The 24233-nt window shown below is 73.5% G+C and carries 25 protein-coding genes; 16 read left to right on the plus strand and 9 right to left on the minus strand.

What is annotated here, in order from left to right:
- Positions 1 to 19 precede the first annotated feature (19 nt).
- Entirely contained in the window at positions 20 to 658 is a 639-nt protein-coding gene (locus MMF93_RS25875) for a TetR/AcrR family transcriptional regulator (RefSeq protein ID WP_242755245.1), read from the minus strand.
- A 72-nt stretch (positions 659 to 730) separates the two neighbouring features.
- On the opposite strand from MMF93_RS25875, the gene MMF93_RS25880 reads away from it, so the two are divergent.
- Together MMF93_RS25880 and MMF93_RS25885 are read left to right on the plus strand one after the other, a co-directional pair.
- Positions 731 to 1135 carry a nuclear transport factor 2 family protein gene (locus MMF93_RS25880; RefSeq protein ID WP_242755247.1) on the plus strand — a complete coding sequence of 135 codons (405 nt, stop codon included), beginning with the start codon at positions 731 to 733 and terminating at the stop codon, positions 1133 to 1135.
- Positions 1132 to 1404, plus strand: coding sequence for a heavy-metal-associated domain-containing protein (locus tag MMF93_RS25885; protein WP_242755249.1), 273 nt, complete (start codon positions 1132 to 1134; stop codon positions 1402 to 1404). Before MMF93_RS25880 ends, MMF93_RS25885 begins: the two co-directional genes overlap by 4 nt.
- 80 nt (positions 1405 to 1484) lie before the next feature.
- Here MMF93_RS25885 and MMF93_RS25890 read toward each other — a convergent pair whose 3' ends face one another.
- From MMF93_RS25890 to MMF93_RS25900, 3 genes are all read right to left on the minus strand, one after another.
- Positions 1485 to 1943 (minus strand): DUF6099 family protein, encoded by a 459-nt coding sequence (locus MMF93_RS25890; protein WP_114017473.1) that lies wholly within the window; start codon positions 1941 to 1943, stop codon positions 1485 to 1487.
- A 104-nt stretch (positions 1944 to 2047) separates the two neighbouring features.
- The gene (locus MMF93_RS25895) at positions 2048 to 2377 is read right to left on the minus strand and encodes a nucleotide pyrophosphohydrolase (protein ID WP_114021513.1); all 330 of its coding nucleotides are present in this window, start codon (positions 2375 to 2377) and stop codon (positions 2048 to 2050) included.
- Positions 2378 to 2535: 158 nt separating this feature from the next.
- A complete protein-coding gene (locus tag MMF93_RS25900) occupies positions 2536 to 3771 on the minus strand; it encodes an AAA family ATPase (RefSeq protein WP_242755251.1) in 1236 nt (411 codons plus the stop codon).
- 213 nt (positions 3772 to 3984) lie between these two features.
- On the opposite strand from MMF93_RS25900, the gene MMF93_RS25905 reads away from it, so the two are divergent.
- The 3 genes from MMF93_RS25905 (at position 3985) to MMF93_RS25915 (ending at position 7518) form a co-directional block, all read left to right on the plus strand.
- Complete coding sequence (locus MMF93_RS25905; RefSeq protein ID WP_242755252.1) at positions 3985 to 4812, plus strand: enoyl-CoA hydratase family protein; 828 nt, start codon at positions 3985 to 3987, stop codon at positions 4810 to 4812.
- Between the two features lie 32 nt (positions 4813 to 4844).
- Positions 4845 to 7163 carry a bifunctional salicylyl-CoA 5-hydroxylase/oxidoreductase gene (locus tag MMF93_RS25910; protein WP_242755253.1) on the plus strand — a complete coding sequence of 773 codons (2319 nt, stop codon included), beginning with the start codon at positions 4845 to 4847 and terminating at the stop codon, positions 7161 to 7163.
- An 85-nt stretch (positions 7164 to 7248) separates the two neighbouring features.
- Positions 7249 to 7518 carry a DUF3099 domain-containing protein gene (locus tag MMF93_RS25915; protein WP_242755254.1) on the plus strand — a complete coding sequence of 90 codons (270 nt, stop codon included), beginning with the start codon at positions 7249 to 7251 and terminating at the stop codon, positions 7516 to 7518.
- A gap of 21 nt (positions 7519 to 7539) precedes the next feature.
- On the opposite strand, the gene MMF93_RS25920 is transcribed toward MMF93_RS25915, so the two are convergent.
- Complete coding sequence (locus MMF93_RS25920; protein WP_242755255.1) at positions 7540 to 8427, minus strand: PaaX family transcriptional regulator; 888 nt, start codon at positions 8425 to 8427, stop codon at positions 7540 to 7542.
- Between the two features lie 4 nt (positions 8428 to 8431).
- Positions 8432 to 10225: an AMP-binding protein gene (locus tag MMF93_RS25925; protein ID WP_242755256.1), complete on the minus strand. Its 1794-nt coding sequence runs from the start codon at positions 10223 to 10225 to the stop codon at positions 8432 to 8434.
- Between the two features lie 169 nt (positions 10226 to 10394).
- Between MMF93_RS25925 and MMF93_RS25930 the strand changes: the two genes are divergently transcribed.
- Both MMF93_RS25930 and MMF93_RS25935 read left to right on the plus strand, forming a co-directional pair.
- Positions 10395 to 11750, plus strand: coding sequence for an acyl-CoA dehydrogenase family protein (locus tag MMF93_RS25930; protein WP_242755257.1), 1356 nt, complete (start codon positions 10395 to 10397; stop codon positions 11748 to 11750).
- Positions 11747 to 12223: a RidA family protein gene (locus MMF93_RS25935; RefSeq protein ID WP_242755259.1), complete on the plus strand. Its 477-nt coding sequence runs from the start codon at positions 11747 to 11749 to the stop codon at positions 12221 to 12223. The genes MMF93_RS25930 and MMF93_RS25935 overlap by 4 nt, the downstream gene beginning before the upstream one ends.
- 100 nt (positions 12224 to 12323) lie before the next feature.
- Here MMF93_RS25935 and MMF93_RS25940 read toward each other — a convergent pair whose 3' ends face one another.
- Positions 12324 to 12908: a CGNR zinc finger domain-containing protein gene (locus tag MMF93_RS25940; protein ID WP_423835526.1), complete on the minus strand. Its 585-nt coding sequence runs from the start codon at positions 12906 to 12908 to the stop codon at positions 12324 to 12326.
- A 73-nt stretch (positions 12909 to 12981) separates the two neighbouring features.
- Between MMF93_RS25940 and MMF93_RS25945 the strand changes: the two genes are divergently transcribed.
- The 3 genes from MMF93_RS25945 to MMF93_RS25955 all read left to right on the plus strand — a co-directional run bounded on the left by MMF93_RS25945 (position 12982) and on the right by MMF93_RS25955 (position 16168).
- Positions 12982 to 14226: an MFS transporter gene (locus MMF93_RS25945; RefSeq protein WP_242755263.1), complete on the plus strand. Its 1245-nt coding sequence runs from the start codon at positions 12982 to 12984 to the stop codon at positions 14224 to 14226.
- A 211-nt stretch (positions 14227 to 14437) separates the two neighbouring features.
- Positions 14438 to 15622, plus strand: coding sequence for an NAD(P)/FAD-dependent oxidoreductase (locus tag MMF93_RS25950; RefSeq protein WP_242755265.1), 1185 nt, complete (start codon positions 14438 to 14440; stop codon positions 15620 to 15622).
- 183 nt (positions 15623 to 15805) lie between these two features.
- Entirely contained in the window at positions 15806 to 16168 is a 363-nt protein-coding gene (locus MMF93_RS25955; protein WP_423835527.1) for a Tn3 family transposase, read from the plus strand.
- A gap of 74 nt (positions 16169 to 16242) precedes the next feature.
- Here the strand turns inward: MMF93_RS25955 and MMF93_RS25960 are convergent, their stop codons facing one another.
- Complete coding sequence (locus tag MMF93_RS25960; RefSeq protein ID WP_242755267.1) at positions 16243 to 16935, minus strand: TetR/AcrR family transcriptional regulator; 693 nt, start codon at positions 16933 to 16935, stop codon at positions 16243 to 16245.
- A gap of 107 nt (positions 16936 to 17042) precedes the next feature.
- Between MMF93_RS25960 and MMF93_RS25965 the strand changes: the two genes are divergently transcribed.
- The 6 genes from MMF93_RS25965 to MMF93_RS25990 all read left to right on the plus strand — a co-directional run bounded on the left by MMF93_RS25965 (position 17043) and on the right by MMF93_RS25990 (position 23312).
- The gene (locus tag MMF93_RS25965; protein WP_242755269.1) at positions 17043 to 18467 is read left to right on the plus strand and encodes an MFS transporter; all 1425 of its coding nucleotides are present in this window, start codon (positions 17043 to 17045) and stop codon (positions 18465 to 18467) included.
- A 200-nt stretch (positions 18468 to 18667) separates the two neighbouring features.
- Positions 18668 to 19837: a recombinase family protein gene (locus MMF93_RS25970; protein WP_242755272.1), complete on the plus strand. Its 1170-nt coding sequence runs from the start codon at positions 18668 to 18670 to the stop codon at positions 19835 to 19837.
- 102 nt (positions 19838 to 19939) lie between these two features.
- Positions 19940 to 20581, plus strand: coding sequence for a histidine phosphatase family protein (locus MMF93_RS25975; RefSeq protein ID WP_114021379.1), 642 nt, complete (start codon positions 19940 to 19942; stop codon positions 20579 to 20581).
- 141 nt (positions 20582 to 20722) lie between these two features.
- Positions 20723 to 20989, plus strand: coding sequence for a hypothetical protein (locus tag MMF93_RS25980; protein WP_242755274.1), 267 nt, complete (start codon positions 20723 to 20725; stop codon positions 20987 to 20989).
- Between the two features lie 279 nt (positions 20990 to 21268).
- Complete coding sequence (locus MMF93_RS25985; RefSeq protein ID WP_242755276.1) at positions 21269 to 22189, plus strand: sugar phosphate isomerase/epimerase family protein; 921 nt, start codon at positions 21269 to 21271, stop codon at positions 22187 to 22189.
- Position 22190: 1 nt separating this feature from the next.
- The gene (locus tag MMF93_RS25990) at positions 22191 to 23312 is read left to right on the plus strand and encodes a Gfo/Idh/MocA family protein (protein ID WP_242755277.1); all 1122 of its coding nucleotides are present in this window, start codon (positions 22191 to 22193) and stop codon (positions 23310 to 23312) included.
- Here the strand turns inward: MMF93_RS25990 and MMF93_RS25995 are convergent.
- Positions 23201 to 24214 (minus strand): MBL fold metallo-hydrolase, encoded by a 1014-nt coding sequence (locus MMF93_RS25995; RefSeq protein WP_242755278.1) that lies wholly within the window; start codon positions 24212 to 24214, stop codon positions 23201 to 23203. The genes MMF93_RS25990 and MMF93_RS25995 overlap by 112 nt on opposite strands.
- Positions 24215 to 24233: the final 19 nt, after the last annotated feature.

The following is a 24233-nucleotide window of genomic DNA, read 5'->3' on the forward strand; positions in this document are numbered from 1 at the left end:
GCCGACCCGCCGCGCCCCCTCACCGGCGGGCCCCGCTCTTCGCCTGGTCGCACTGGCCGTCCTGCCCGTCCTGGACCTCCGCGCCGAGCAGCCGCAGCACGCTGGTGCGCAGGGTGCTGCGGGCCTCCTCGGCGGCAAGCCGTCCGGCGTCCGCCTCGCCGCTCGACGCGTGGGCCAGTGCGATCGTGGCGGCGACGAGCCAGTCGGGCGAGGCGTGTCCGTCGAACTCCCCGCTCGCCTGCCCGCGCCGCACGACCCGTCCCAGCAGGTCGGCGACGGGAGCGTGCCGGGCGCGGTCCTCTCCGGCGCTCGCGGGCACGGTGGCGGCCTGCCGCGCCAGCGCGGGGTAGTGCCCGGCGGTCCGCTCGGCGGCGTCGAGCAGCCGCAGCAGCGCTTCCGCGGCCGGCCCTTCGTCGGGGGCGGTCTCCTCCATCGCGGCGACGGTCCGCTCGGTGAGGTGGTCGACCACTCCGGCCAGCAGCCGTTCGCGGGAGGGGAAGTGGGCGTAGACGGTCTGCCGGGTCACCCCCGCGGCCCGGCCGACGGCTTCGATGCCCGCATCGGGGCGCTCGTTGAGCAGCCCGAGTGCTGCGTCGAGGATCGCGGCCCGGCTGCGGCGGGCGTCGGCGCGGCGGGGCGGGGTCGGCGAACGCGTCATCTCTTACACCTTGTCAAGAATCGAGGGCTCATCATATCTTACAAGCTGTAAGAGATCGGGAGAAGGGATCCCATGAGACCGCTCGACAGCGCCGATCCGCACGGCTTCCTCGCCGCGTTCTTCACCGCGTTCCACCACGACCTCGTACACGGCGACGAGGACGCCGAAACCGTCGTCGACCGCTACCACACCCCGGACGTCGTCCAGTTCGCCGACGGCCACCGCATGGACCGGGACAAGCTCATCGCGCACACCAGGCCCACCCGCAAGCACAAGCCCTCGCTCACGGTGGAGGTCCACGACGCGCTGGCGGACGGCGACCGGATCGCCGCCCGCTACGCGCTCCACGTGCGCGACCGCGGACGGAACCTCAAGGTCGAGGTCTCCTTCTTCGGTCGGTTCGCACCCGAAGGGCGCCTGCGCAGCGCCCACATGCTCACGCGCACCCTTCCGCGAGAGCAGAAGGACACCGCATGACCACGCGGACCTACACCGTGCTCGGCATGGCCTGCGGCCACTGCGCCGGCTTCGTCACCGAGGAGCTGCGAGGCGTTCCCGGGGTGACCGCCGTGGTGGTCGACGTCGAGGGTGATGCCGTCACCGTGACCAGCACCCGCGCTCTCGCCCTCGGCGAGGTCCGTGCCGCCGTCGACGAGGCGGGTTACGAACTCGCCTCCGAGGAAGGAGGGGAGGGAGAGGAAGCGGGGGAGGGAGGGGAGCCGGCGCGGGCGCGGCGGCGCCAGTAGCGCGCGCCGTCACCGTGCCGACCGCAGGCGTACACGCGTGTGCGACCAGGGCGCACCTTGGTCCCGCGCACCGCCGGGCGCTACGCCAGGCTGCCGCGCTCGCGCATCGACAGGGCGCGCAGGATGGCGGCGACGCGGTCACCGGACTCGTCGGCGGCGTCGATGGCCTCCATGCACTGCCAGTAGAGCGCCTCGTCCTCGGCGGTGACCGCGACACCCACCAGTGCGACCCCCGCCTCGCCGAGGAGGGCGCCGAGGTCGTCGAGGGTGCGGCGGGGATCGTCGATCGCCGACAACTGGGCCGCGCGGACGCCGCCCGCGCGCGCGACGGTGTGGTGTCTGGAGCCACCGGCCCTGGTGCCCACCTCGCTCAGCCCCAGCGCCTCCGACCGCACCGCCGGTGGACCGCTGACCGCGAGATGGCTGCCCACCGCCACGGCGAGGGCCTGGGCCTGCCAGGCTTCCGTCACGATCTGGGCGACGTCGGCGCTGAGCGCGAGCGCCTGCCGTGTGGCGGCGATGAGCCGTACAGCATCCATCTGCTTCCCCCTCACTGGTCGCTACCCAGCGTGACTGTCAATGGCCAGCTCCGCCAGGGGGTTTCGGGTTTTTGTGGATAAAAAGGCTCGTGTGGATAACTCCGTCACTCCATAGAGTGACCGGTTCCGGGCCTCGGGAAACGCGTTTCGTTCCTCTCGATCTTCGCTTCCAGTGCCGCGAGGGGATCGACCCCCACCACGTGGCAGAACTGGAGGAGGTAGGCGAGCACATCGGCGACCTCGTCCTCCACCCGTGCGGCCGATGCGCTCTCGGCCATCACGCGCGCCGACTGCTCCGGGGTCAACCACTGGAAGATCTCCACCAGTTCGGCCGCCTCGACGCTCAGCGCGGCCGCCAGGTTCTTCGGCGTGTGGTACTGCCCCCAGTCCCGTTCCGCCGCGAACCGCGCCAGGCGCTGCTGGAGCCCGGTCACGCTGCGGGCCCCCGCCCCTGCGGGTGCATCGCCGTCCGCGTGCGCGCCCCCGTCTGCGTGTGCGCCGCCATTCCGGGGCGCGCCGGAGTCACCGCGCGCCCCGTCCTCGCGGCCGCCGTCGCCGTATGTGCCGTCGTGCGTCTCGTCGTGCGTCTCGTTCACGCTCCAAGGTCTACCAGGCACACGCCCTCCCTCCGCGCGGCCTCCCGTGCCAGGAGGCCGCCCTGTGTGCCCGTCGCCAGCAGCCGTACGTGGCCGCGCTCGCTCATCCGGTCCGCCAGCGCCAGCAGCGCGGCCGTCTGGCGCTCGTCCAGCCCGCCGTCGAGGCCGTCTGCCAGTACCGTCATCGCCCGCCGGGCGGCAGGCACCTCCTCCACCGTGTCCACCGACAGCACGCCGGGGCCCGTCAGCAGCACCAGTGCCAAGGCCAGGAAGCGCAGTTCGCCGTCGCCCAACCACGCCACTGGTGTGACGGCGCCCGCCTGCTCGCGCGCCAGTACGGCCCGCACCAGGCCCGACCCGCACTCCTCGGCGCGCAGTTCGGCCACCGTGCCCGTGCCGCCGTCGCGCACCGCCGCCAGGAGCGCCGCGTGCCGGGTGGCGCACTCCGCGCGCGTGCGGCGCAGCACGTCGGCGAGGTTGGCGCAGTCACCGTGCAGCATCCCGTCCCGCACCGCGACCGGGTCCCGCATCCTGGCCGGTACCGGAGCGCAGCCGAAGGCCGACCGCAGCGCGACGACGACCTGTTCGGCGGCCTGGAGCAGCGCCCGTTCGGCCCGCGTCGTGCCCGCCATGCGCAGCGGCAGCAGGGGGAGCGTCAGCCGGTCGTCGGGGAAGGGCGTGCGCAGCGCGCGGGCCGCTCCCGCCGCACGGCAGGTGGCCTCCACCGCGTGCCGTGCCGGGTCCCGCAGGGCGGTCGCCAGCAGCGTGGTGCCGTGCGCGTCGGTCAGCCGCTCGCCGACCACGCGCAGTTCCGGTTCGGCCTGCACCGCGACGTCGAACCGCAACGGCCCCGCGGGCCCCGCCACGGCGCAACCGAGCCGGAAGCCGCGCCGGCCCTGCCGGTCCGGGCGCGCGGCCTGCGGTACGTACGGGGACGGCTCGCCGCGGCCGGCCGTGAAGACGTCGTCCAAGGCGGCTCCCGCCGCGAGCCGGGCCAGGGCCTCGTAGCCCTGGAGCACGCTGGTCCTTCCGCTCCCGCTGGGGCCCGTCACCACGGTCAGCGGCTCCAGCGGAACGGTCCGTGCCCGCAGTGCCCGGAACGCCGACAGGTGCAGCGCGGTGACCACCGGTGCCCGCACGGCTCGTGTGTCCGGCACGGCTCGTGTGGACTGCCCGGCGTGCTGTGCCGCCGCCGTGGGCGCCGTGCGGCGCTCCGGTGCCGTGGTTGCCATACGGCAGACCGTACGCAGCCGGCCGCGCGGCGAACCGTTCCCGCGCAGCGGGCTTCGCCCGATCCGGTGAACTCCCGCTGGGCGCAGGGACATCCGGCAGCTCGCGTCTATCGCGTACTCGTGACGGTGGTCACGGACAGGTGATACTTTCGGGCGCGTGGTGGCCCGGGTGCCCACCCGGGCGCGTTCGCCGATCCAGCGACGGAGGCCCGTATGAGCCCGTTCACCGGTTCCGCTCAACGCACCGCCCGCTGGCGGCATCTGGAAGTGCGCGAAGAGGACGGGGTCACCACCGTCACGCTGGCGCGGCCCGCGAAGCTGAACGCCCTGACGTTCGAGGCGTACGCGGACCTGCGCGACCTGCTCGCGGAGCTCTCGCACCGGGAGCGCCCGCGGGCGCTCGTGCTGGCGGGCGAGGGGCGCGGCTTCTGCTCGGGCGGTGACGTGGACGAGATCATCGGCGCCACCCTCGGTATGGACACCGCCAGGCTGCTGGACTTCAACCGGATGACGGGGCAGGTGGTGCGGGCGATCCGGGAGGCGCCGTTCCCCGTGGTGGCCGCCGTGCACGGCGTTGCCGCGGGCGCGGGCGCCGTGCTGGCGCTCGCCGCCGACTTCCGGGTCGCCGACCCGAGCGCGCGGTTCGCCTTCCTGTTCACCAAGGTCGGCCTCTCCGGCGGCGACATGGGCGCCGCCTATCTGCTGCCCCGCGTCGTCGGCCTCGGCCATGCGACGCGGATCCTGATGCTGGGCGAGCCGGTGCGGGCACCGGAGGCCGAGCGCATCGGACTGCTGAGCCAGGTGGTGGACGAGGGCGAGACCCAGCGGGCCGCGGGGGAGCTCGCCCGGCGGCTGGCGGACGGCCCGGCACTGGCCCACGCGCAGACCAAGGCGCTGCTCACCGCCGAACTCGACCTTCCGCTCTCCGGCGCGGTCGAACTGGACGCCGCCACCCAGGCGCTGCTGATGCACGGTGAGGACTACCAGGAGTTCCACGCCGCCTTCACCGCCAAGCGACCGCCCGTCTGGCGGGGACGGTGAACCGCAGGCCCGGCGGGGACGGCGGTCCGCCGGTGACCGCGCGGCCCGCCCAGCCGACCGGAGCCAGGGCCCTCCGGGTCGCCGTCATCGGTGGCGGGCCCGGCGGGCTCTACGCGGCACTGCTGCTCAAGCGCCTCGACCCGGCGCGGGAGGTCACCGTCTACGAACGGGGCGCGCGAGAGGACACGTACGGGTTCGGCGTCGTCCTCTCCGACGAGACCGTCGGCGGCATCGAGAACGCCGACCCCGACGTGTTCGCCACGCTGCGCGCCCACATGGTGCGCTGGGACGCCATCGAGGTCGCCCACCGCGGCCGCGTCCTCAGCTCCGCGGGGCACGGATTCGCCGCGCTGGGCCGCCGCACCCTGCTGTCCGTGCTGCACGAGCGGTGCCGCGAGCTGGGGGTCGGGCTGCGCTTCTCCACCGAGGCGCCGCCGGCCGCCGAGCTGGCACGCTCCTGCGACCTCGTCGTCGCCGCCGACGGCGTGCACAGCGCCACCCGCACCGCGCACGCCGACGTGTTCGGACCCACCGTCACCCCCCACCGCTGCCGTTACATATGGCTGGCCGCCGACTTCGCTCTCGACGCCTTCCGCTTCGAGATCGCCGAGACGGAGCACGGGGTGGTGCAGCTGCACGCCTACCCGTTCGCGGGAGACGCCTCCACGGCCGTCGTCGAGACCCGGGAGGAGGTGTGGCGGGCCGCCGGGTTCGACGCGCTGGACGAGCACGCCTCGGCCGCCGCCTGCGCGCGGCTCTTCCCCGAGACCCTGGGCGGGCGGCCACTGCGCGGCAACACCTCGCAGTGGACCGCCTTCCGTACCGTCGTCAACGAGCGCTGGTGGCACCGCGGCGCCGCCGGCGGCCACATCGTGCTGCTCGGCGACGCGGCGCACACCGCGCACTTCTCCATCGGCTCGGGCACCAAGCTCGCGGTGGAGGACGCGCTCGCGCTCGCCGCCTGCCTGCGTGAGCAGCCCGACCTGCCGGCGGCGCTGGCCGCGTACGAGGCCGAGCGGCAGCCGGTCGTACGCTCCACGCAGCGGGCGGCGAGCGCGAGCCTGACCTGGTTCGAGGAACTGGCCGAGTACACCGGGCAGCCGCCGTACAGGTTCGCCTTCAACCTGCTCACGCGCAGCCGCCGTGTCACCCACGACAACCTGCGGCTGCGCGACGCCGCCTTCGTCGCGGCGGCCGAACGCGAGGCGGGCGTACCCGAGGGCACGCCACCGATGTTCACGCCCTTCAGGATGCGCGGGCTGACCCTGCGCAACCGCGTCGTCGTCTCCCCGATGGACATGTACAGCTCCCAAGACGGTGTGCCCGGCGACTTCCACCTCGTCCACCTGGGCGCGCGGGCGCTGGGCGGGGCCGGACTGGTCATGACGGAGATGGTGTGCGTCTCCCCGCGCGGGCGCATCACACCCGGGTGCGCGGGGCTGTGGAACGACGCACAGGAGGACGCCTGGCGCCGCGTCACCGCGTTCGTGCACGCCCGATCGCCGACGGCCGCCATCGGCGTCCAGCTCGGTCACGCGGGCCGCAAGGGCTCCACGAAGCTGATGTGGGAAGGGATCGACGAACCGCTGCCCGAGGGCAACTGGCCGCTGGTCGCGCCCTCCCCGCTGCCCTACCGTCCGGGTGTCAGCCAGGTCCCGCAGGCGCTCACACCGGTGCAGCTGGCAGCGGTGCGCGACCAGTTCGCCGCGGCGGCGAGCCGCGCCGCACGGGCGGGGTTCGACCTGCTGGAGCTGCACTGCGCGCACGGCTACCTGCTGTCCGGGTTCCTCTCCCCGCTGACCAACCGGCGCACCGACGCCTACGGCGGCGCACTGGCCGCCAGACTGCGCTACCCCCTGGAGGTGTTCGACGCGGTGCGCGAGGCCTGGCCCGCCGACCGTCCCATGACGGTGCGGATCTCCGCGACCGACTGGGCGGAGGGCGGCACCACGGGCGACGACGCGGTCCGCATCGCCGCCGCCTTCGCCGAGCACGGCGCGGACGCCGTCGACGTGTCCACCGGGCAGGTCGTCGCCCACGAACGCCCCGACTTCGGCCGCTCCTACCAGACCCCGTACGCCGACCGCATCCGCAACGCACTGGGCGTCCCCGTCATCGCCGTCGGCGCCGTCTCCTCGTGGGACGACGTGAACTCGCTCGTCCTGGCGGGCCGCGCCGACCTGTGCGCACTGGCCAGGCCGCACCTGTACGACCCCCACTGGACGCTGCACGCGGCGGCCGAGCAGGGCTACACCGGGCCGGGGGCGCCCTGGCCCGAGCCCTACCGTGCGGGCAGCCGCCGTCCCCCCACGGGCCGCACCGACGCACCCAAGCCCCGCCTCGCGCTGTGAAAACGACACCCCAAAGCCGCGGCCCCGGTCCGGCCCGCGCACGTCCCCGCCTGACGGACGGCCGAGCCCGCCGTACCGTGGAGACATGTACGCACGAAGGCGGCGGCGCTACTTCGCGCTGATGGCGGTCTGCCTGGTGCTGTTCGTCAGCGCCTGGGCCTTCGTGCGGCTCTGGTCGGTGCCCGCGGCGATCGGGATGTGCGTGGTCGCCATGGTCATCCCGCCCGTCGCCGCGATCGTCGGCAACCGCAGGGAGCCCGACGACCGCTGGTGGGACGAGCCCCCGGGGGACGAGAACGCACCGCCCTCCGAGCGCCCGGGTCAACGGCGCGGCGACGACCGGCGGCACCGCTAGGAGCGCCTTCCGACGGGCGGCTCAGCGGTCGAGAGCGCCGGCGTAGGCCTCCCGTACGTACGCGAGGCCGGCGTCCCGCAGCGCGGCGTGCAGGGCGAAGAACACCTTCGCGGCGCGCTCACCGGGCCACCGCTTGGGCAGCAGGTCCTGCGGCAGTCCCGGATCCGCGTACGGCAGGCGCCGCCAGGCGTCCAGGGCGGGAAGGTAGTCGCGGTAGGCGGCCTCCGCGGGCGTGCGGGCCCGCCGCGACCAGCGCCTGAGCACCGGCTCGTGGACGGTGAGGAACGCCCGGTGACGCTCGGCGAGCCCCTCCAGGTCCCACCAGCGGGCCACGGAGCGCGCGGTCAGCGTGAACCCGGCGTGCTCCCCCCTGAACAGGTCGACGTAGGGCGCGAGGCCGAGGCGGTCGAGGGCGTGGCGGGTCTCCTCCTCCAGGTGGGAGGGGGCGATCCAGACGCCGGGGGCGGCGTTGCCGAAGCCCAGCCTGGCCAGCCGGGAGCGCAGCACGTGCCGCCTGTCGCGTTCGCTCTCCGGCACGGAGAAGACCGCCAGCAGCCAGGAGCCGTCAGGATCGGGGCGGGTGTGGATGCGCCGGTCGCCGTCGGCGAGGAGCTGCGTGGCGGCCGGGGAGGGCCGGTATCCGGCGGACTTGCTGCCGGGCCGGTCGGCGGTCAGCAGGCCGCGCCGTTTGAGGCGGGATACGGCCGAGCGCACCGAGGGCGCGTCCACGCCCACGGTCTGCAACACCCGGATGAGAGTGGCGACGGGTACCGTTCCCGACTCGTTCAGCTCGCGCCCGTAGGCGCCGTAGAAGGTGAGGATGAGGGAACCGGGGGACGGCCTGCTCGGCTGCGGGGTCTCCGGACCGCGAGGTGCCGTATCGAAGTGTTCGGACGCTTTCTGTACCACGCGGTCACTCTAGATCCGCAGCTGAGCCGCCCGAACGGGGCGCCTGATCCGGCTCGTGCGGCTGCTCGGACGCGCGGCGCGCCTCGGGCGGCCCGTGCCCCGCGGCGTCCTCCCCGCCCTCGCGCAGCCGGAAGCGCTGGAGCTTGCCCGTGGGCGTGCGCGGAAGGCCCGCGGTGAACACGAACGCGCGAGGACACTTGTACGGGGCCGCCCGCGCCAGCGCGTGCTGCCGCAGCCGCTCGGCCGTCGCCTCGTCCGCCGGCACGCCGTCAGCCAGGACCACGTGCGCCACCGCGATCTGCCCCCGCCGCGCGTCGGGGCGCCCCACCACGGCCGCCTCCCGCACGTCCGGATGGCCCAGCAGCACTTCCTCGACCTCGGGTCCCGCGATGTTGTACCCGGCCGAGATGATCATGTCGTCGGCGCGCGCGACGTAGCGGAAGTAGCCGTCCTGCTCCCGTACGTACGTGTCACCCGTCAGGTTCCAGCCCTCCCGCACGTACGCGCGCTGCCGCTCGTCCGCCAGGTAGCGGCAGCCGACCGGGCCGCGCACGGCCAGCAGCCCCGGGGTGCCGTCCGGCACGGGCACCAGCGCGCCGTCCGGGCCCTCCGCGACGATCCTGGCCTCGAAACCGGGCACCGGAACGCCCGTGCACCCGGGCCGGATCGCCTCGTCCGCGGCGGAGAGGAAGATGTGCAGCATCTCCGTGGCGCCGATGCCGTCGATGATCCGCAGGCCCGTGCGCGCGTGCCACGCCTGCCAGGTGGCGGCGGGCAGATGCTCCCCGGCGGAGACGCAGCGGCGCAGCGTCGAGAGGGCGCGCGCCGCGCCCCGGTCGCCCTCGGCCAGCCGCGCCAGTAGGGCACGGTAGGCGGTCGGTGCCGTGAACAGCACCGATATGCGGTGCTGTGCGATCACATCCAGCGTCTGCGCGGCGCCCTTGAACTCGTCCAGCAGCGTCGAGGCGCCCACCCGCAGCGGGAAGAGCACCAGGCCGCCGAGGCCGAAGGTGAAGCCCAGCGGCGGCGTCCCCGCGAAGACGTCGTCAGGGCGTGGGCGCAGCACCTGCGCGGCGAAGGTGTCGGCGACGGCCAGCACGTCGCGGTGGAAGTGCACACAGCCCTTGGGGACGCCGGTGGTGCCGGAGGTGAAGGCGATCAGCGCCACGTCGTCGGCGGCCGTGGCCACCGCGCCGAACCGGTCGGGCTTGCCGGCGGCGAGCCGCAGCACGTCGCCGGCGTCGCCCGTGCCGAACAGCCACGTGCGCAGGCCGGGAACCTCGGCCTGGGCCAACTCGTCCGCCGACCGCGCGTCGCACAGCGCGTGCGAGACGCGGGCGAGGCGGCAGAGGGTGGCCAGCTCCCGCGCCCGCTGCGCCGCCAGCACGGTGACGGCGACCGCCCCCGCCTTCATCACCGCGAGCCAGCAGGCGGCCAGATACGGGCTGGTCGGCCCGCGCAGCAGTACCCGGTTGCCGGGCACCACCCCCATCTCGTCCCGCAGCACGTGTGCCAACCGGTCGACGAGCGCACGCAGTGCGCCGTAGGTCCAGGTGCGGCGCGGGGTTCTCTCACCGGAGGGGGAGGTCACGCCGCCGGCGTGGACGGCGGGGCGGTCGGGCCCCAGCCGCGCGATGGTACGGTCCAGCAACTCCTCGCCGCAGTTGACGCGTTCGGGATAGTCGAGGGCCGGATTGTCCAGCAGGAGGTCGGGCCACTGGCCGGGTGGTGGCAGGTGGTCCCGGGCGAACGTGTCGACGTGAGCGGTGGCGACGGGCGTTGACGGAGTCGGTGGCATGACCGATCTACCCCCTCGCGGGCGGCTCGGGAGGCGGCGGCGCCGGTGGTGGCGAGTGGCGTTGAGCGTAACGCGATGGTGACGGCAGTCAATGGTCCGCGATAGACAAGAGGGCGGGCGGCACGGGGAGAAGGGCCCGTGCCGGGGCCCGACGCCGAGAGGAGCCGCCATGTCCGCCACCGAGCCGCCGCCGGGCCGGGCCACGCCGCCCTCGCCCCCGCCTTCGTCCTCACCTCCGCCCGCTTCCGTCCCTTCGGCCGACCCCGCTGCTCCGCCACCGCACGCAGCCGCCTCCGCCTCGGCGTTCGCGCTCAGCCGCGCACAACAGGAGTGGAGCGCGCGGTTGCGCACCCTGGGTACCGAGCGGCTGCGCCCGCACGCCGAGTCAGGCGACCCCGGGCGCGTCAACCGGCCCCTGCTGCGGGAGCTGGGCGAGTGGGGGTTGCTCGGCCACGCCGTTCCCGGTGCGCGTCCCGGAGAGCGCGTCAGCGCGCTCGACCTGTGCCTGCTGCGCGAGGCGCTGGCCTACTCCTGCCCGCAGGCGGAGACCGCGCTCGCGCTCCAGGGGCTCGGTGCGGGGCCCGTCGCCGACGTGGGCACAGCCGGGCAACGCGCGCGCTGGCTGCCCGAGGTGGCGGCAGGGCGCGCGGTCGCGGCGTTCGCGCTGAGCGAGCCGGGTGCGGGCAGCGACGCGGCCGCCCTCGCCCTGCGTGCCGAGCCCGACCCCGGAGCGGGGCCGGAAGACGGCGGCGGTGGAGAACACGCCGCGAGGCGGTGGCGGCTGAGCGGACGCAAGACGTGGATCTCCAACGCCCCCGAGGCCGACTTCTACACGGTCTTCGCCCGCACGGGAGAGGGCCCGGGCTCGCGCGGTGTGAGCGCCTTCCTCGTCCCCGCCGACCGGCCGGGCCTGACGGGCGAACCCCTGGACATGCTCGCGCCGCACGCGCTGGGCACCCTCACCTTCGACGCCGTGCCCGTCACGGGCGCCGACCTGCTCGGCGCGCCGGGGCAGGGCTTCCCCGTCGCCATGCGCACCCTCAACCTCTTCCGCCCCAGCGTCGGCGCGTTCGCCGTCGGCATGGCGCAGGCCGCGCTGGACGCCTCCCTCCAGCACGCCGCCGAGCGGCCCGCCTTCGGCGGCGTCCTGCGCGACCTGCAATCCGTCTCCCACCAGTTGGCCGAGATGGCGACCCGCACCGAGGCGGCACGGCTGCTGGTGTACGCCGCGGCGAGTGCGTACGACGCGAGCACCGGCACCGGCGGTGACGTCGCCCGGCGCGCGGCCATGGCCAAGCTGATGGCGACGGAGACCGCGCAGTACGTGGTGGACACCGCCGTCCAGATCCACGGCGCGGCAGCGCTCCAGCGCGGCCACCTTCTCGAACACCTCTACCGGGAGGTCCGCGCGCCCCGCATCTACGAGGGGGCCAGCGAGGTGCAGCGTTCGCTCATCGCCAAGGAGCTGTACAGGACACGCCCGCCGCGCACCGGCAGGCCGCACACGAAGGAGTCGCCCACATGAGCGGCAGCCAGGAGCCACCGGCCGGCAGCCAGGAGGTGCGGGGCGGTAACAGCGAGAGCGCCGTCTCCCGGACGGCGGTGACCCGCGTCAACCCGGCGGAGCTCTCCCCGCCCCGCGGGTTCTCCCACGCGGTGACGGCCCGCGCCGGCACCCGGCTGGTCTTCCTCGCGGGCCAGACGGCACTCAACGGGGAGGGCCGGGTCGCGGCCACCTCGCTCCCCGACCAGTTCAGGATCGCCCTCACCAACCTGCTGGCCGCACTGGACGCGTGCGGGGGCGAGCCGTGCGACCTGGCGCGGGTCACCGTCTACACCACCGACGTGGCCGCCTACCGCCACCACGCCGCACACCTGGGCCGGATCTGGCACGAGTTGGCCGGGCGCGACTACCCGGCGATGGCCGTCATCGGGGCGGTACGGCTGTGGGACGAGGACGCCGCGATCGAACTCGACGGCATCGCCGTGCTGCCCTGACCCCGCACCCAACGGTCCACCGCTCCGCTGTCCGTACTCCGTGCACCGTCACGGTGCTCGGCTGTCCGTCAGTGCGTCATGTGCGTCTCTCCGTACACCGTCACGGTTGCGCGTGGCGCCGTCGGTGGGCGGCCACGCGGGTGCGGGTCGCGCATGTGCGGGAGCAGTAGCGGCGCGGGGCTCCGGGACCGCCGCCGAGGAAGAGCCTGCGGCAGCCGGAGGCCGCGCACTCTCCCCACGCGATGCCACCCTGTTCGCTCAGCATCCTGGCCAGCGCGAGCGCGCCCGACGCGGTCAGCCACTCGGCCCAGCTGGCCTCGTCGTCCCGGTCGACGTGCAGGTGCCAGGCGTGACCGTCGTGTCTGCTCAGCCGCGGCCGGGCACCGCAGCGCTCCAGCAGGGAGTTGAGCGCGGTCGCCGCGCGGTCGGTGTCGGTCTCGGTGAGGACGCGGTCGGTCAGCTCCGAGACGGCGCCGCGCAGGGCGCTCGCCTCGGGTGCGGTGAGGCTCGCCAGGTCGCGCTCCGTCTCGCCGTGCCGGGCGAGCACGGCGGCCAGTACGTCCCTGGACGCCTCCGGATCGTCCCGGACCGCGTTCGCCAGGTCGACCAGCCGCTCACCGGGCCTGAACCCGCCCGCGCGCCCACCGCCCCCGTGCACACTCGTGCTCTCGCTCATGTAACGCATTATAAAGGTGGGGCGTTACATTGGCGCCTGTCCGGGCATGAGCCCGTGCGGCATGAGCTCATGAGGGGGAGCGGTGAAGGCGTATCTGGCGACGGCCTTCCTGGCGCGGCTCGCGGACGAGGGCGTCGCCGTCGCACTCGCCCTCCTCGCGCTCGAACGCACCGGCAGCCCCGCACTGGGCGCCTACGTCCTCACCGCCTGGCTGGCGCCGCACGCGGTGGCCGCTCCCGTGGCGGGCGCCCTGGCCGAGCGGGCCCGCAGGCCCCGGCTCTTCCACGGTGGCGCGCTCGCCGTCTTCGGCACGGCCATCGCCGTACTCGGCCTGACGGTGGGACGCGCACCGGCGTGGCTCCCCGTGACCGCCGCGGTGCTCGGCGGCTGCGCCGGGCCCGTCGTCACCGGAAGTCTCTCCAGCCTCCTGGGCTCCCTGGTCCCCGAGGGCCGCGCCCGCTCCCGCGCCTACGCGCTCGACGCCGCCAGCTACAACGCCGCCGCCGTCACCGCCCCCGCCGCCGTGAGCACCACCGTCGCCGTCTCCTCCGCCGGGCCCGGCGCAGCCCTGCTGGCCGTCTCCGCCGGCTGCGCGACCCTGCTGGCTGCCACCACGCTGCCGCACCCCGCACGGCTCGCCGCGGTGGACGCGGGCCCCGCGCGCTCCGCCGGCGCACTGCGCGACCGGCTCACCGCCGGGGTGCGCGTACTCTGGTCGGTTCCGCAGCTGCGCGCGCTCACCGTGGCCACCTGCGTCGCTTTCCTCGGGATCGGCGGGCTGCCCGTCGCGGCCGTACTGCTGGCGGGGGATGCCGGGACCGCCGGGGCCGCCGGGAACGCAGCGGCAAGTGGCCGGGCCGACGGAGGTGGTGTCCTGATGACCGCGTTCGCGGTGGGCGGGCTGGTCGGCTCGCTGGGTCTCGCCAGGTGGCGCGGAGCGCCCGAGGCCGGACGGCTCGCTCTGGGCAGCCTGTGCGCGACCGCGCTCGCACTGGCGGGCGCTGCCCTGGCCCCCGCCTTTCCGCTGACCGTCGCGCTGTTCGCCCTCGCGGGTCTGGGCGACGGGCCGCTGTTGACGGCCACCTTGCGGCTGCGCGCTGAGCACGCGCCCGCCGGCGCGCGCACCCAGGTCTTCACCCTGGGCGCAGGTCTGAAGCTGACGAGCGCGGCGGCGGGCTCCGCCCTCGTCGGCCTTCTCGCCCAGCTGCCGCCCGCAGCCCTCGTACTGGGCGTGGCCGCGTCGCAACTCGCCGCCGCGGCCGTGCTGCGCGCACTCGACCGGCCACCGCCCCGCGTCGAGGGACGGTCCCGCCACCGGTCGTCCTGACGGGCCGACGAGGGGCGAGGTCCCCTCCGCGCGCGGTGGCGTCCTCCTCGGTCGAGCGGTGGGAACCGTGCGCGAGGGGGCGTTGACGGGCGTTCGGGAAGGGTGGTGAGCTGGGCCCGACCAGGGCCGAGTGCGGGGGCTGAGCAGGGCCGAGCAGGAACCTGAACAGGGCCGAGCGCGGGGCTGATCGGGGCCGAGCGGAGGAGGCGGCGTGCGGATCGTCGTTGTCGGAGCGGGGATCGTCGGTGCGGCCGCCGCCTACGAACTGGCACGCGCGGGCGTCGAGACCGTACTGGTGGACGCGGCGCACGAGGGACGCGCCACCTCGGCGGGCGCCGGCATCATCTGCCCGTGGTCGGGGCGCGTGGCGGAGCCGCTCGCCGTGGCCGGTGCCGGGTACTACCCGGACCTGCTCAAAGCCCTCGCCGAGGACGGGCAGGACGACGTCGGCCACCGCCGGGTCGGCGCGCTCGTCCTGCTGCCCGCGGACGGGACCGAGGCGGCGCGGGTGCGCGAGAGAGTGTCAGCGCGTGCCGCGGCGGACCCGCACGCGGGCGAGGTCAGCGTGGTGGGCGCGGTGGACGCCCACCGGATGTTCCCCGCCCTCGCACCCGCACGGACCCACGGTGACGAACCCGAGGACCATGCCCTCGGAGCCGGCCGCCACCGCCACGCCTTCGCGGAAGAAGCGCTGCACCTCTCCGGGGCGGCGCGGCTCGACGGCCGCCGGATGCGGAGCGCGCTGGTCGCGGCGGCCGAGCGGCACGGGCTGCGCGTCGTCGGCGGTACCGCTGCCGTCGAGGTCCGCGGCGCCCGGGTGCGGGGAGTGCGGGTGGACGGCGACGTGCTGGAGGCCGACACGGTGGTGGCCGCCGCGGGCGCCTGGTCGCCCGCGCTGTTGGAGCCTTTCGGCGTGCGCGTGCCCGTCGTGCCGCAGCGTGGCCAGATCGTCCACCTGGGGCTGTCCGCCACCGACACCGCGCACTGGCCCGTCGTCCTGCCGGGAACCGGGCACTACCTGCTGACCTTCGACGACTCGCGTGTCGTCGTCGGCGCCACCCGGGAGAGCGGCACCGGCTTCGACCACCGTGTCACCGCCGCGGGCCTGGGGGAGGTGCTGGAACAGGCCATGGCCGTGGCGCCGGGACTCGCCAGGGCCACCCACCTGGAGACCCGGGTGGGCTTCCGCCCGACGACCCCGGACGGGCAGCCGGTGCTGGGCACGGTTTCCGGTGGTTCGGGCATCCCCGAACTGGTCGTCGCCAACGGACTCGGCTCCGGTGGCCTGACGGCAGGACCGTTCGCGGGCGCTGTCGCCGCCCGGCTGGCGCTCGGCCGTGAACCGGGCATCGACACGGGGCCGTACGACCCGCTGCGGTTCGCCTCGTCGGCGTGACGGGAGGCGGGCACCGCGGCGGCGGGCGGGGCCGACCCACCCCGACACGCGGCGGAGCCGCCCGCCCACACGCCTCAGCCTGACCGGAACCCGCTCGCCGCGAGCTCCGCTCTGGCCGGCCTCTCTGCCCGGCCCGTGTCCGCCCCTGCTCCTGTCCCGCCCTGCCTCCGCACCGACACCTGCGTGCCGCCCCGCCGTTCGCGGCTTCTGCCTACCCGGCGCTGTTCCTACGGCAAGGACGGCGACCTGGCCGGTGCGGACAAGGAGTCCCAGGAGGTCAGCATGCTCGCGCTGCACCTGCTCCAGTCCGCGCTGGTGCACGTCAACACGCTGCTGATGCAGGAGGTCCTGGCCGATCCGAAGTGGGCGGACAGGCTCACCGACGCGGACCAGCGGGCCCTGTCGCCGCTGTTCTGGACCCATGTCAATCCGTACGGCCGGTTCGAGCTGGACATGAACAGCCGTCTCGATCTGGACCTGTCCGTTCGGGCAACTGTGCCCGGTCCTCGTACCCCGAGCGGGGAAGCAGCCGTAGCGCCGACGTGACACCCGCGTTGAGGGCAGCACGCGGGGTGCGGCCGCGCTATGCCGGATTCCCTGGCATCGGGGCTGGTGGGCTCTTATGTTGAGGCGTCGAGATGGCTGCGGATCTGTGCGATGACGACGGAGACGAGCTGGTCGAACTGGGTGTCCGCGGTGGGGATGGGCAGCGCGGCGGCCTGGCGCAGGGCAGGGAGGTCGAGATCGGCGTGGGCGGCCAGCCATACGTCGGGGACGAGCGTGCCGCGGTCCGTCGTGGCGTGCGTGGCGGGGCGGTCGACCACGAGCGCGAAAGAGAGCATGAGCAGGGAGAGGTGGCGGTGTACCTCCAGGGCAGTCGGGAAGCCGATGCCGATGCCGTGCAGGAGTTGGAGGAAGCGGTCGAGGTTGAGCAGGCGGTTGGGGTGCACGGAGGTGGGGGGCGCGTCCTCGTCGAGGGAGACCAGCAGGGCGCGCGGCCAGCGCCGGTACAGCTTGCGCAGCGACCTCGCATAACCGGCGACGGATTCCTCCCAGGCCGTGGGGTCCAAGGGAGGGGGATTCCAGGAGTCGAGCATGAGCCCCAGGGCGAGATCGACGACGTCCTGGCGGTCCTCGACGTAGTTGTACAGAGCGCGCACGGTCACATTGAGTTCAGCGGCCAGGGCGCGCATGGTGACGGAACGGAACCCCTGCGTACCAGCCATCTCCAGCGCCTTCGCGGCGATGGCCTCCCGGGTGAGGACAGGGCGGCCCTTGCGTGTCGTGGGGCGGCGGCGGGAGGTGGCAGGCATGGCGCCATCGTACGGGCCTCGCTTGAACTTCACACGTGTTGACTTTTAGCGTCGGGAGACCGCAGGCTGGCGACACCGCCCGCTCCCGCCTGGAGGTCGTATTCCGCATGGCAGCTCAGAAGTCCCGTCGTCTCCCGCCGCTGAGCGGGGTCCTCGTGCTGGTGATGGCCTCCACGGGGCTGGTCGTCGTGGACCTCACGATCGTGGCCATCGGACTCCCGCTGATCAGCGCCGACGTCGCGGACGGGGATTCGGCGGAGTCGGTGGTGGTGACCTACATGGTCGCGATGGGTGCACTGACTCAGGCGGCCGGAAGCCTCTCGGACCGCTGGGGGCGGCGGTCTCTGTTCCTGGCCGGGATCGCCGTGTTCACTCTGGCCTCCCTGGCCGCGACTTTGGCGCAGGACCTGTGGTGGCTGAACGCCGCCCGGGTGGTTCAGGGCTGCGGAGCCGCAGTGATCATGGTGAACGGCATTCCGCTGATCTCGGACCGCTACACCGGTGAGGAGCGCAATCTCGCGATCGGTGCCTGGGGATCGTTCGCGACCGCGGCCGGGCTCCTCGCCCCGACCCTCGGTGGAGTGCTGATCGACGCCTTCGGATGGCGCGCGGTTTTCGCGATCAACCTCCCGCTCGGCGCAGCGGCCTGGGTGCTGGCCGCCCGCGTGCTGCCGCCAACCGCCCCCGCACCCTCCTTGACCGGGCGGCCGGACTGGCCCGGAAGCCTGCTGCTCATGCTCGGCCTCGGTACGGCGACCCTGCTCATGCTCCGCCCCGACGACACACCATGGGCAGGTCAGGACACCGTCGCACTGCTCACCGCCTGCCTGGTACTGGCCGCCTTCCTGGCCCTCCAGCTCCGCGTGCCCATGCCGACGCTGGAGCTACGGATGTTCACCCGACCCGCGTTCTGCGGCGCGATGCTGGCCGTCCTCCTCTCACGCGTCCTGACCATTGGCGGCTCGGTCTACTTGGTGCTGTACCTGTCGGACGGCCTGGGCCTGAGCCCAACCTCGGCGGGGCTGCTGATGACGCCGATCTTCCTCGCACAGATCGCCACCGGCATGGTCGGCTCCAAGCTGCTCAGCCACTGGGCCCCCGGCCTGGTGATCGGCTCCGGCTACTTACTCAAGGGCGTCGGCTTCACGGCCCTGGCACTGCTGATCACACCCAGCACACCGTGGTGGGCGCTGCTCGGGCCGCTGCTGGCCTGGGGAGCCGGCGGCGGAATCGCCGGCGCCCCCGTGATGGCCGTGGCGGTCGAGGTGACCGAACCCGAGCGGGTCGGCATGGTCGCCGGGACCGTCTCCACCCTCGCCTCCCTCGGCGCCGGCGTTGGCACAGCGGCACTGGGCGCGATCTTCACTCTTCATGACGGCACCAGTACAGGCAGCCAGGCAGTCGCTGACGGCACCCGGGCCGTCCTCACGGTCTCCGCCGTGCTCGCGTTCATCGCGGTACTCACCACACTCGTCCTCATCCATCCGCGCCGCGTCCCTCGCCCCGACCGAAGCCAGGAACCCGCCCGGTGACCATCAATCTCGCCCGTTACCGCGCCCGCACCGACGCCGGGACCTGGCACCTGTCACACGGCACCCGCACCTCGCATAAACGACCAGATGCGAGAGTTCCGAGAACACCCTCCGGGCGATCACGTTTCCGCAGGTCGCCATTGGCAGAAGTCCTCTCAAAACTGGCACATTGTGCGAGACAGTTCTGACAGACTGCCGGGGTGGAACTGGCGCCCGATCAAGCAGCAAATGCGGTAGAACGAAAAGACTGTCCGAAGTGTGAAGCCCCGGCCGGGAGTCCGTGCCGCACCCGCGGCGGGAAGACCGCGACGAAGTACCACACCCCGCGCTTCATCCTCGTCCCCGCGCTCCGCGAAGAACTCGACGTCCGCATCCCCGAGGATCGCGGACCCGGACGGGCATGGAAGCCGGGCCCGCCCATCGAGGCGGCGCCCCCCACGCCTGCCGCAAAGCCGATCCGGATCGGGTACGCCCGGTGCTCGACCGCCCAGCAGGAACTCCAGTCCCAACTCGAGGCGCTTGCCCTCGCGCAGTGCAAGCGTGTCTTCTCCGAGAAGATCAGCACCCGCGTCAAGGTGCGGCCCGCACTGGAGGAAGCACTCAAGCTCGCGTACGACATCCGGGAAGCCGCCCCGGACCAGGAGGTCATCCTCACCGTCCACGAGCTCAAGCGCCTCGCCCGCAACGCAGCCGAGCTGATGACGCTGTCCGGCCAGCTCCAGACCGCCGGCGTCCAGCTCGAACTCCTCACCGGCCCGCTCACCGGCATCTACGACCCCAACGGCATGGGAGCGATGTTCTTCGCCGTCCTCGCGGCCGCCGCCCAGATCGAGCGCGACTACATCCGCGAGAAGACCCTGGAGGGCCAGCAGGCCGCCGCCGCCAAGGGCAACCACGGCGGGCGGCCGAAGGTCATCGACGACGACTCCCTCCTCTTCGCCCGCGCGCTCAAGGACAAGGGCGTACCCGTCCCCGAGATCGCGAAGAAGCTGATCATCAAGACCGGCAAGACGCGGGCAAGAACCCCTCGGTCGCCTTGCTGTACCGCGCACTCGCCGAAGCCGAGCAGGCCGAGGCACCGGCCGGGCCGGAGATCATCGCTCCGCGCCGGCCGACGCGGGTGGACCTCACCGGCCCCGGCAGCGGCACCGACCCCGAGAGGTCATCGGCCCTCGGCGGCCGGTCCGCGCCCGCATCACCGGCCCCGGCAGCGGCACCGATCCAGAGCTGATGGAACGGCCCCGTCGAGACCAAGTCCCGTGAGAACAACGTCCAGGTCAACACGTTCACCGGCTCCGAGGAATCCGACCTCCTCCACGCGGCCGGCTCCTGGATGGCCGAGCACCTCGACGCCGTCCTCGTCGGCCTGAACTGGATCGGCGACTTCCTCTCCCCGCACGACATCGACCCGCCCGGCCCGCCAGGCCACCGCCTGGACCTCACCGTCGACCTCTCCAACGGGAGGGCAACTGATGCGCACTCTTTACGTCGTCACCCATCCGGAGGCGACGCACCACGTCGAAGAAGTCGTCGGCGGATGGCATGACTCGAAGTTGACGCCCGCTGGCGTCCGTGCGGCCGTCTCCATCGCGCAGGCGTTGCGGGCCCAGGTCCCGGACGGCGCCGAAGTGGAGCTGTTCTCCTCGGATCTGCAGCGCACTCTGCGGACGGCCGAGGAAGTGGCCGAACTGTTCGGCGTGAAGCCGATTGTGGATCGCAGGCTGCGGGAGAAGTCCTATGGTGAGGCAGGGGGAAAGCCGCAGGAGTGGCTGGACCGGCGCTTCGTCCCCCCGCCGGCTGTCGGGGAGCGAATGGACCACGACGAGGGCGTGCAGGGTTCCGAGACCAAGGCTGCGTGGGCGCAACGCGTCTACGCAGCAACGGACGAGATCCTGCAGAACCCTTGCGAACATCAGATCATCGTGACGCACGGCGGCTCCCTGACGTTCGTCGTGGCGTCCTGGATCAAGATGCCGATCGAGTCGGCCGGCTATGCCAGTTTCCGGGCCCCCTCCGGCAGCATCACCACGCTCCGCGAAGACGACTTCTTCCACAACCGCCAAGTCGTCAGCCTCGGTGACACTCTTCATCTCGACTCCGCACAAGCTGGCTGACCTCAGCCTGGCCCGCTTCGACGGTCCGTCGCCCTCGTGGGCGACGGGCCGTCCCACACTGACGTCAGTTCTCGTGAACATTCCCGAGCCCGTCGACGTCCCTCTGCTGCGCAAGGTGCTGGACAAACGCTGCTATTGCAAGTGAACGAAGACAGTTCGGCTTCTTCGCCGCGATGGCCGAGACGGAGCGGGAGAACATCCGAGAGTCGACGCTGGGGCGAGTCCGTCGAGCAGATCCAGCCCGCCCTGATCATCCCCACCGGCAGGCGCAAGGGACACAGCCCGTCCGTCGCCAGCATCTACCGGGCCCTCGCCGAACACCAGAAGCCCCAGGCGTACCCCGAAGCCGTCGAGACGGCCCACGCCGACTTCGCCGCCCTCCAGCAATACGACCGCAACCCCAAGTAGTTACTCAGCGCTACACGCCACCTGGCGGTAGCTATACGAGAACAGGGCCTACCCGGGGGCGCCCTGCCTGGCTTTCCTTCCCGCCGTTCCTTCCCGCCGTTCCTTTTCCCGCCCCTCCGGCCGATTCCGCGACCGCACGTGCTTTCGAGAAAGTCCTTAAGTCCTTATGTCAGGACGAAGCCTTGACAGTGCTCGTCGCGGCGCCGCAGGCTGAGCCGACGACAACGTCGACGCCGCAACTGCCCGGTCGCCGCGGACCGGGGGGAGGAGACCCCAGCCATGTCCGCACCGCGTACGGGTGCCCCCGTCCTCGACCGGCTCCGCGTCGGATCGGCGCCCGACTCCTGGGGCGTCTGGTTCCCCGAGGACGCACAGCAGGTCCACTGGCGGCGTTTCCTGGACGAGGTCGCCGAGGCCGGGTACGAGTGGATCGAGCTGGGCCCCCACGGCTATCTGCCGACAGAGCCGGACGTCCTGCGCGAGGAGACCGCCCGGCGCGGCCTGCGGGTCTCCGCCGGTACGGTCTTCACCTCGCTGCACCACGGCCCGGCCGTCTGGGACGCCACCTGGGCGCACGTCGCGCAGGTGGCCGCGCTCGCCCGCGCGGTGGACGCCACCCACCTCGTCGTCATCCCCTCCTTCTGGCGGGACGACAAGACCGCGCGGGAGCTGGAGCCGCGCGAGCTGACCGCCGAGCAGTGGCGCCACCAGGCCACCGGCATGGAACGGCTGGCCCGGCAGGTCCGCGAGGAGTACGGCCTCGACATCGTCGTGCACCCGCATGCCGACACCCACATCGACACCGAGGAGAACGTCACCCGGCTCCTGGACGCCACAGACCGCGACCTGGTCCGACTCTGCCTGGACACCGGCCACTACGCCTACTGCGGCGGCGACAGCGTCAAGCTCATCAGGACCTACGGGGAGCGCATCGGCTATCTGCACCTCAAGCAGGTGGACCCGGGCATCCTGGAAGACGTCCACGCCCACGGCACGCCCTTCGGACCGGCCGTACGGCAGGGTGTGATGTGCGAGCCACCGCGCGGTGTGCCCGAACTGCCGCCCGTGCTGCACGCGGCGCAGGAGCTGGGGGTCGACCTGTTCGCCATCGTCGAGCAGGACATGTACCCCTGCCCCCCGGATCAGCCCTTCCCCATCGCCGACCGCACCCGCCGCTTCCTGCGCTCCTGCGGAGCCTGACATGAGGCTCGGTCTGATCGGAACCGGACGCATCGGGGCCTTCCACGCGGCGACTCTCAGGTCCCTCGCGGGCGTCGACCGTGTCACGGTCGCCGACGCGGACGCGGGCCGCGCGCGGGCGCTGGCCGCCTCGCTGGAACTGGAGTGCGCGGGCGGCATCGAGGAGCTGTACGCCGCGGGGCTCGACGGTGTGGTGATCACGGCGGCCACGAGCGCGCACGCGACGCTGATCCACCAGGCCCTCGACCACGAGGTGCCGGTGTTCTGCGAGAAGCCCGTCGCCCCGGACGTGCCGGGCACCGTCGCCGTCGTCGAGCGGGCCGCGTCCGGCACCGTGCCCGTGCAGATCGGCTTCCAGCGCCGCTTCGACGCCGGCTACCTGGCCGCCCGCCAGGCGCTGCGGTCGGGCGAGTTGGGCTGGGTGCACACCCTGCGGGCCTGCACCAGCGACATGGTGCCGCCGCCCGCCTCCTACGTCCCCACCTCCGGCGGTCTCTTCCGGGACTGCGGCATCCACGACTTCGACATCCTGCGCTGGGTCACGGGGCGCGAGGTGGTGTCCGTCTTCGCTGCGGGCGCCAACAAGGGGGAGGACTTCTTCGCCGCGGGCGACGACGTGGACACCTGCGCGGCGCTGCTCCGCTTCGACGACGACACCCTCGCCACCGCCACCGCGACCCGCTACAACGGTGCGGGATACGACGTCCGCCTGGAGGTGTGCGGCTCCCGGGACACCCGGATCGTCGGCCTGGACGACCGGGCTCCGCTGCCCTCCGCCGAGCCGGGACGGCCCGGCCCGCATCCGACCGGGCCGGACCAGGCAGGGGCGCAGGGGACAGGACCGGGCGCGAACGCGGTGGCGCCGGGCCCGGCAGGGGAGCGCGGCACCCCCTACGCCACGTTCCTGGAGCGCTTCCACGACGCCTACGTCGCCGAACTCGCCGCCTTCGTGGACGTCGCCGCCGGGCGCGCCGCCAACCCGTGCCCGGCCGCCGAAGCCCTCGAGGCCCTCTACGTCGCCGAGGCCTGTGACACTTCCCGCCGCACAGGGCTGCCGGTGGCCGTCTCCGACGTCCGCTCGCGACGCGCCCCGGGCGCCGGGGTGACGGGCTCAAGCCGGTAGGTGTCGCCGTGCGCCCGCACGCGGCCGCCGGTGGGCGCCGGGAAGTGGGTGCCGAGAAGAAGAGCGCCCGAGGCCGCTGACGTGGCGAGCAGGGAACGGCGTGTGTCCTCGGCCTGCTGCGGGTCGATGTCGACGCAGGCGCCGAGGTCCGGGCGCGCGAACTGCACGGGGTGGTGGACGGCGTCCCCGGTGATCAGCGCCGTCTCGCCGCGGCTGCTCACCTGCACGGCCACGTGCCCGGGTGTGTGTCCCGGCGCGGGCAGCAGGCGCAGCCCGGGGGCGACTTCGGTGCCCTCCGCGGGGACGTCGACGAGGTCGAGGAGCCCCGCCCGCTCGACGGGGTGCACCGAGTCACGGAACATCTGCCGCCGCGGCTCGTCCATGGCGTAACCGGCCCAGAACTCCCGCTCCGCGCGGGAGACCAGGTAGCGGGCGTGGGGGAAGGTGGGGGCCCAGGTGCCGTCGGCCAGAGCCCGGGTGTTCCAGCCGACGTGGTCGGTGTGCAGGTGGGTGAGGATGACCAGGTCCACCGAGTCGGGGGCGAAGCCGGCGTCGGCGAGGCGTCGCGGGTAGTCGGTGCGCAGGTCGTGCCATGCGGGGTTGGCGCGCTGCTTGCCGTTGCCGATGCCGGTGTCGATGAGCACGCGGAGGCCGCCCGCGGTGAGCGCGAAGCTGTGGCTGTCCAGGCGCAGCACGCCCGCGTCGTCGGCGAAGTCGGGGTGCAGCCACTCCTGCCGGTTGACGACGTCCGCGGTGGCGTCCGGCAGCAGCCAGGTCCCGGTGGCAGGGGGCAGTGCCACCTCGTCGATCCGGTGGACGGTGACGTCGCCCACGCTCCACGAGGGGGCGGTGGGCGGGGCGTCGGAGCCGTCGGCCGGTGGGGTGAGCGCGTCGGTGGCCATGGTGGTTCCCCTTCTCCCG

The organism is Streptomyces tubbatahanensis (assembly GCF_022699385.1).
Lineage (GTDB): Bacteria > Actinomycetota > Actinomycetes > Streptomycetales > Streptomycetaceae > Streptomyces > Streptomyces diacarni.

Coding starts and splice junctions, on each gene's coding strand:
- MMF93_RS25875 (WP_242755245.1), bottom strand. CDS start 658: ATGACGCGTTCGCCGACCCCGCCCCGCCGCGCCGACGCCCGCCGCAGC.
- MMF93_RS25880 (WP_242755247.1), top strand. CDS start 731: ATGAGACCGCTCGACAGCGCCGATCCGCACGGCTTCCTCGCCGCGTTC.
- MMF93_RS25885 (WP_242755249.1), top strand. CDS start 1,132: ATGACCACGCGGACCTACACCGTGCTCGGCATGGCCTGCGGCCACTGC.
- MMF93_RS25890 (WP_114017473.1), bottom strand. CDS start 1,943: ATGGATGCTGTACGGCTCATCGCCGCCACACGGCAGGCGCTCGCGCTC.
- MMF93_RS25900 (WP_242755251.1), bottom strand. CDS start 3,771: ATGGCAACCACGGCACCGGAGCGCCGCACGGCGCCCACGGCGGCGGCA.
- MMF93_RS25905 (WP_242755252.1), top strand. CDS start 3,985: ATGAGCCCGTTCACCGGTTCCGCTCAACGCACCGCCCGCTGGCGGCAT.
- MMF93_RS25915 (WP_242755254.1), top strand. CDS start 7,249: ATGTACGCACGAAGGCGGCGGCGCTACTTCGCGCTGATGGCGGTCTGC.
- MMF93_RS25925 (WP_242755256.1), bottom strand. CDS start 10,225: ATGCCACCGACTCCGTCAACGCCCGTCGCCACCGCTCACGTCGACACG.
- MMF93_RS25930 (WP_242755257.1), top strand. CDS start 10,395: ATGTCCGCCACCGAGCCGCCGCCGGGCCGGGCCACGCCGCCCTCGCCC.
- MMF93_RS25935 (WP_242755259.1), top strand. CDS start 11,747: ATGAGCGGCAGCCAGGAGCCACCGGCCGGCAGCCAGGAGGTGCGGGGC.
- MMF93_RS25940 (WP_423835526.1), bottom strand. CDS start 12,908: ATGCGTTACATGAGCGAGAGCACGAGTGTGCACGGGGGCGGTGGGCGC.
- MMF93_RS25960 (WP_242755267.1), bottom strand. CDS start 16,935: ATGCCTGCCACCTCCCGCCGCCGCCCCACGACACGCAAGGGCCGCCCT.
- MMF93_RS25965 (WP_242755269.1), top strand. CDS start 17,043: ATGGCAGCTCAGAAGTCCCGTCGTCTCCCGCCGCTGAGCGGGGTCCTC.
- MMF93_RS25975 (WP_114021379.1), top strand. CDS start 19,940: ATGCGCACTCTTTACGTCGTCACCCATCCGGAGGCGACGCACCACGTC.
- MMF93_RS25985 (WP_242755276.1), top strand. CDS start 21,269: ATGTCCGCACCGCGTACGGGTGCCCCCGTCCTCGACCGGCTCCGCGTC.
- MMF93_RS25990 (WP_242755277.1), top strand. CDS start 22,191: ATGAGGCTCGGTCTGATCGGAACCGGACGCATCGGGGCCTTCCACGCG.
- MMF93_RS25995 (WP_242755278.1), bottom strand. CDS start 24,214: ATGGCCACCGACGCGCTCACCCCACCGGCCGACGGCTCCGACGCCCCG.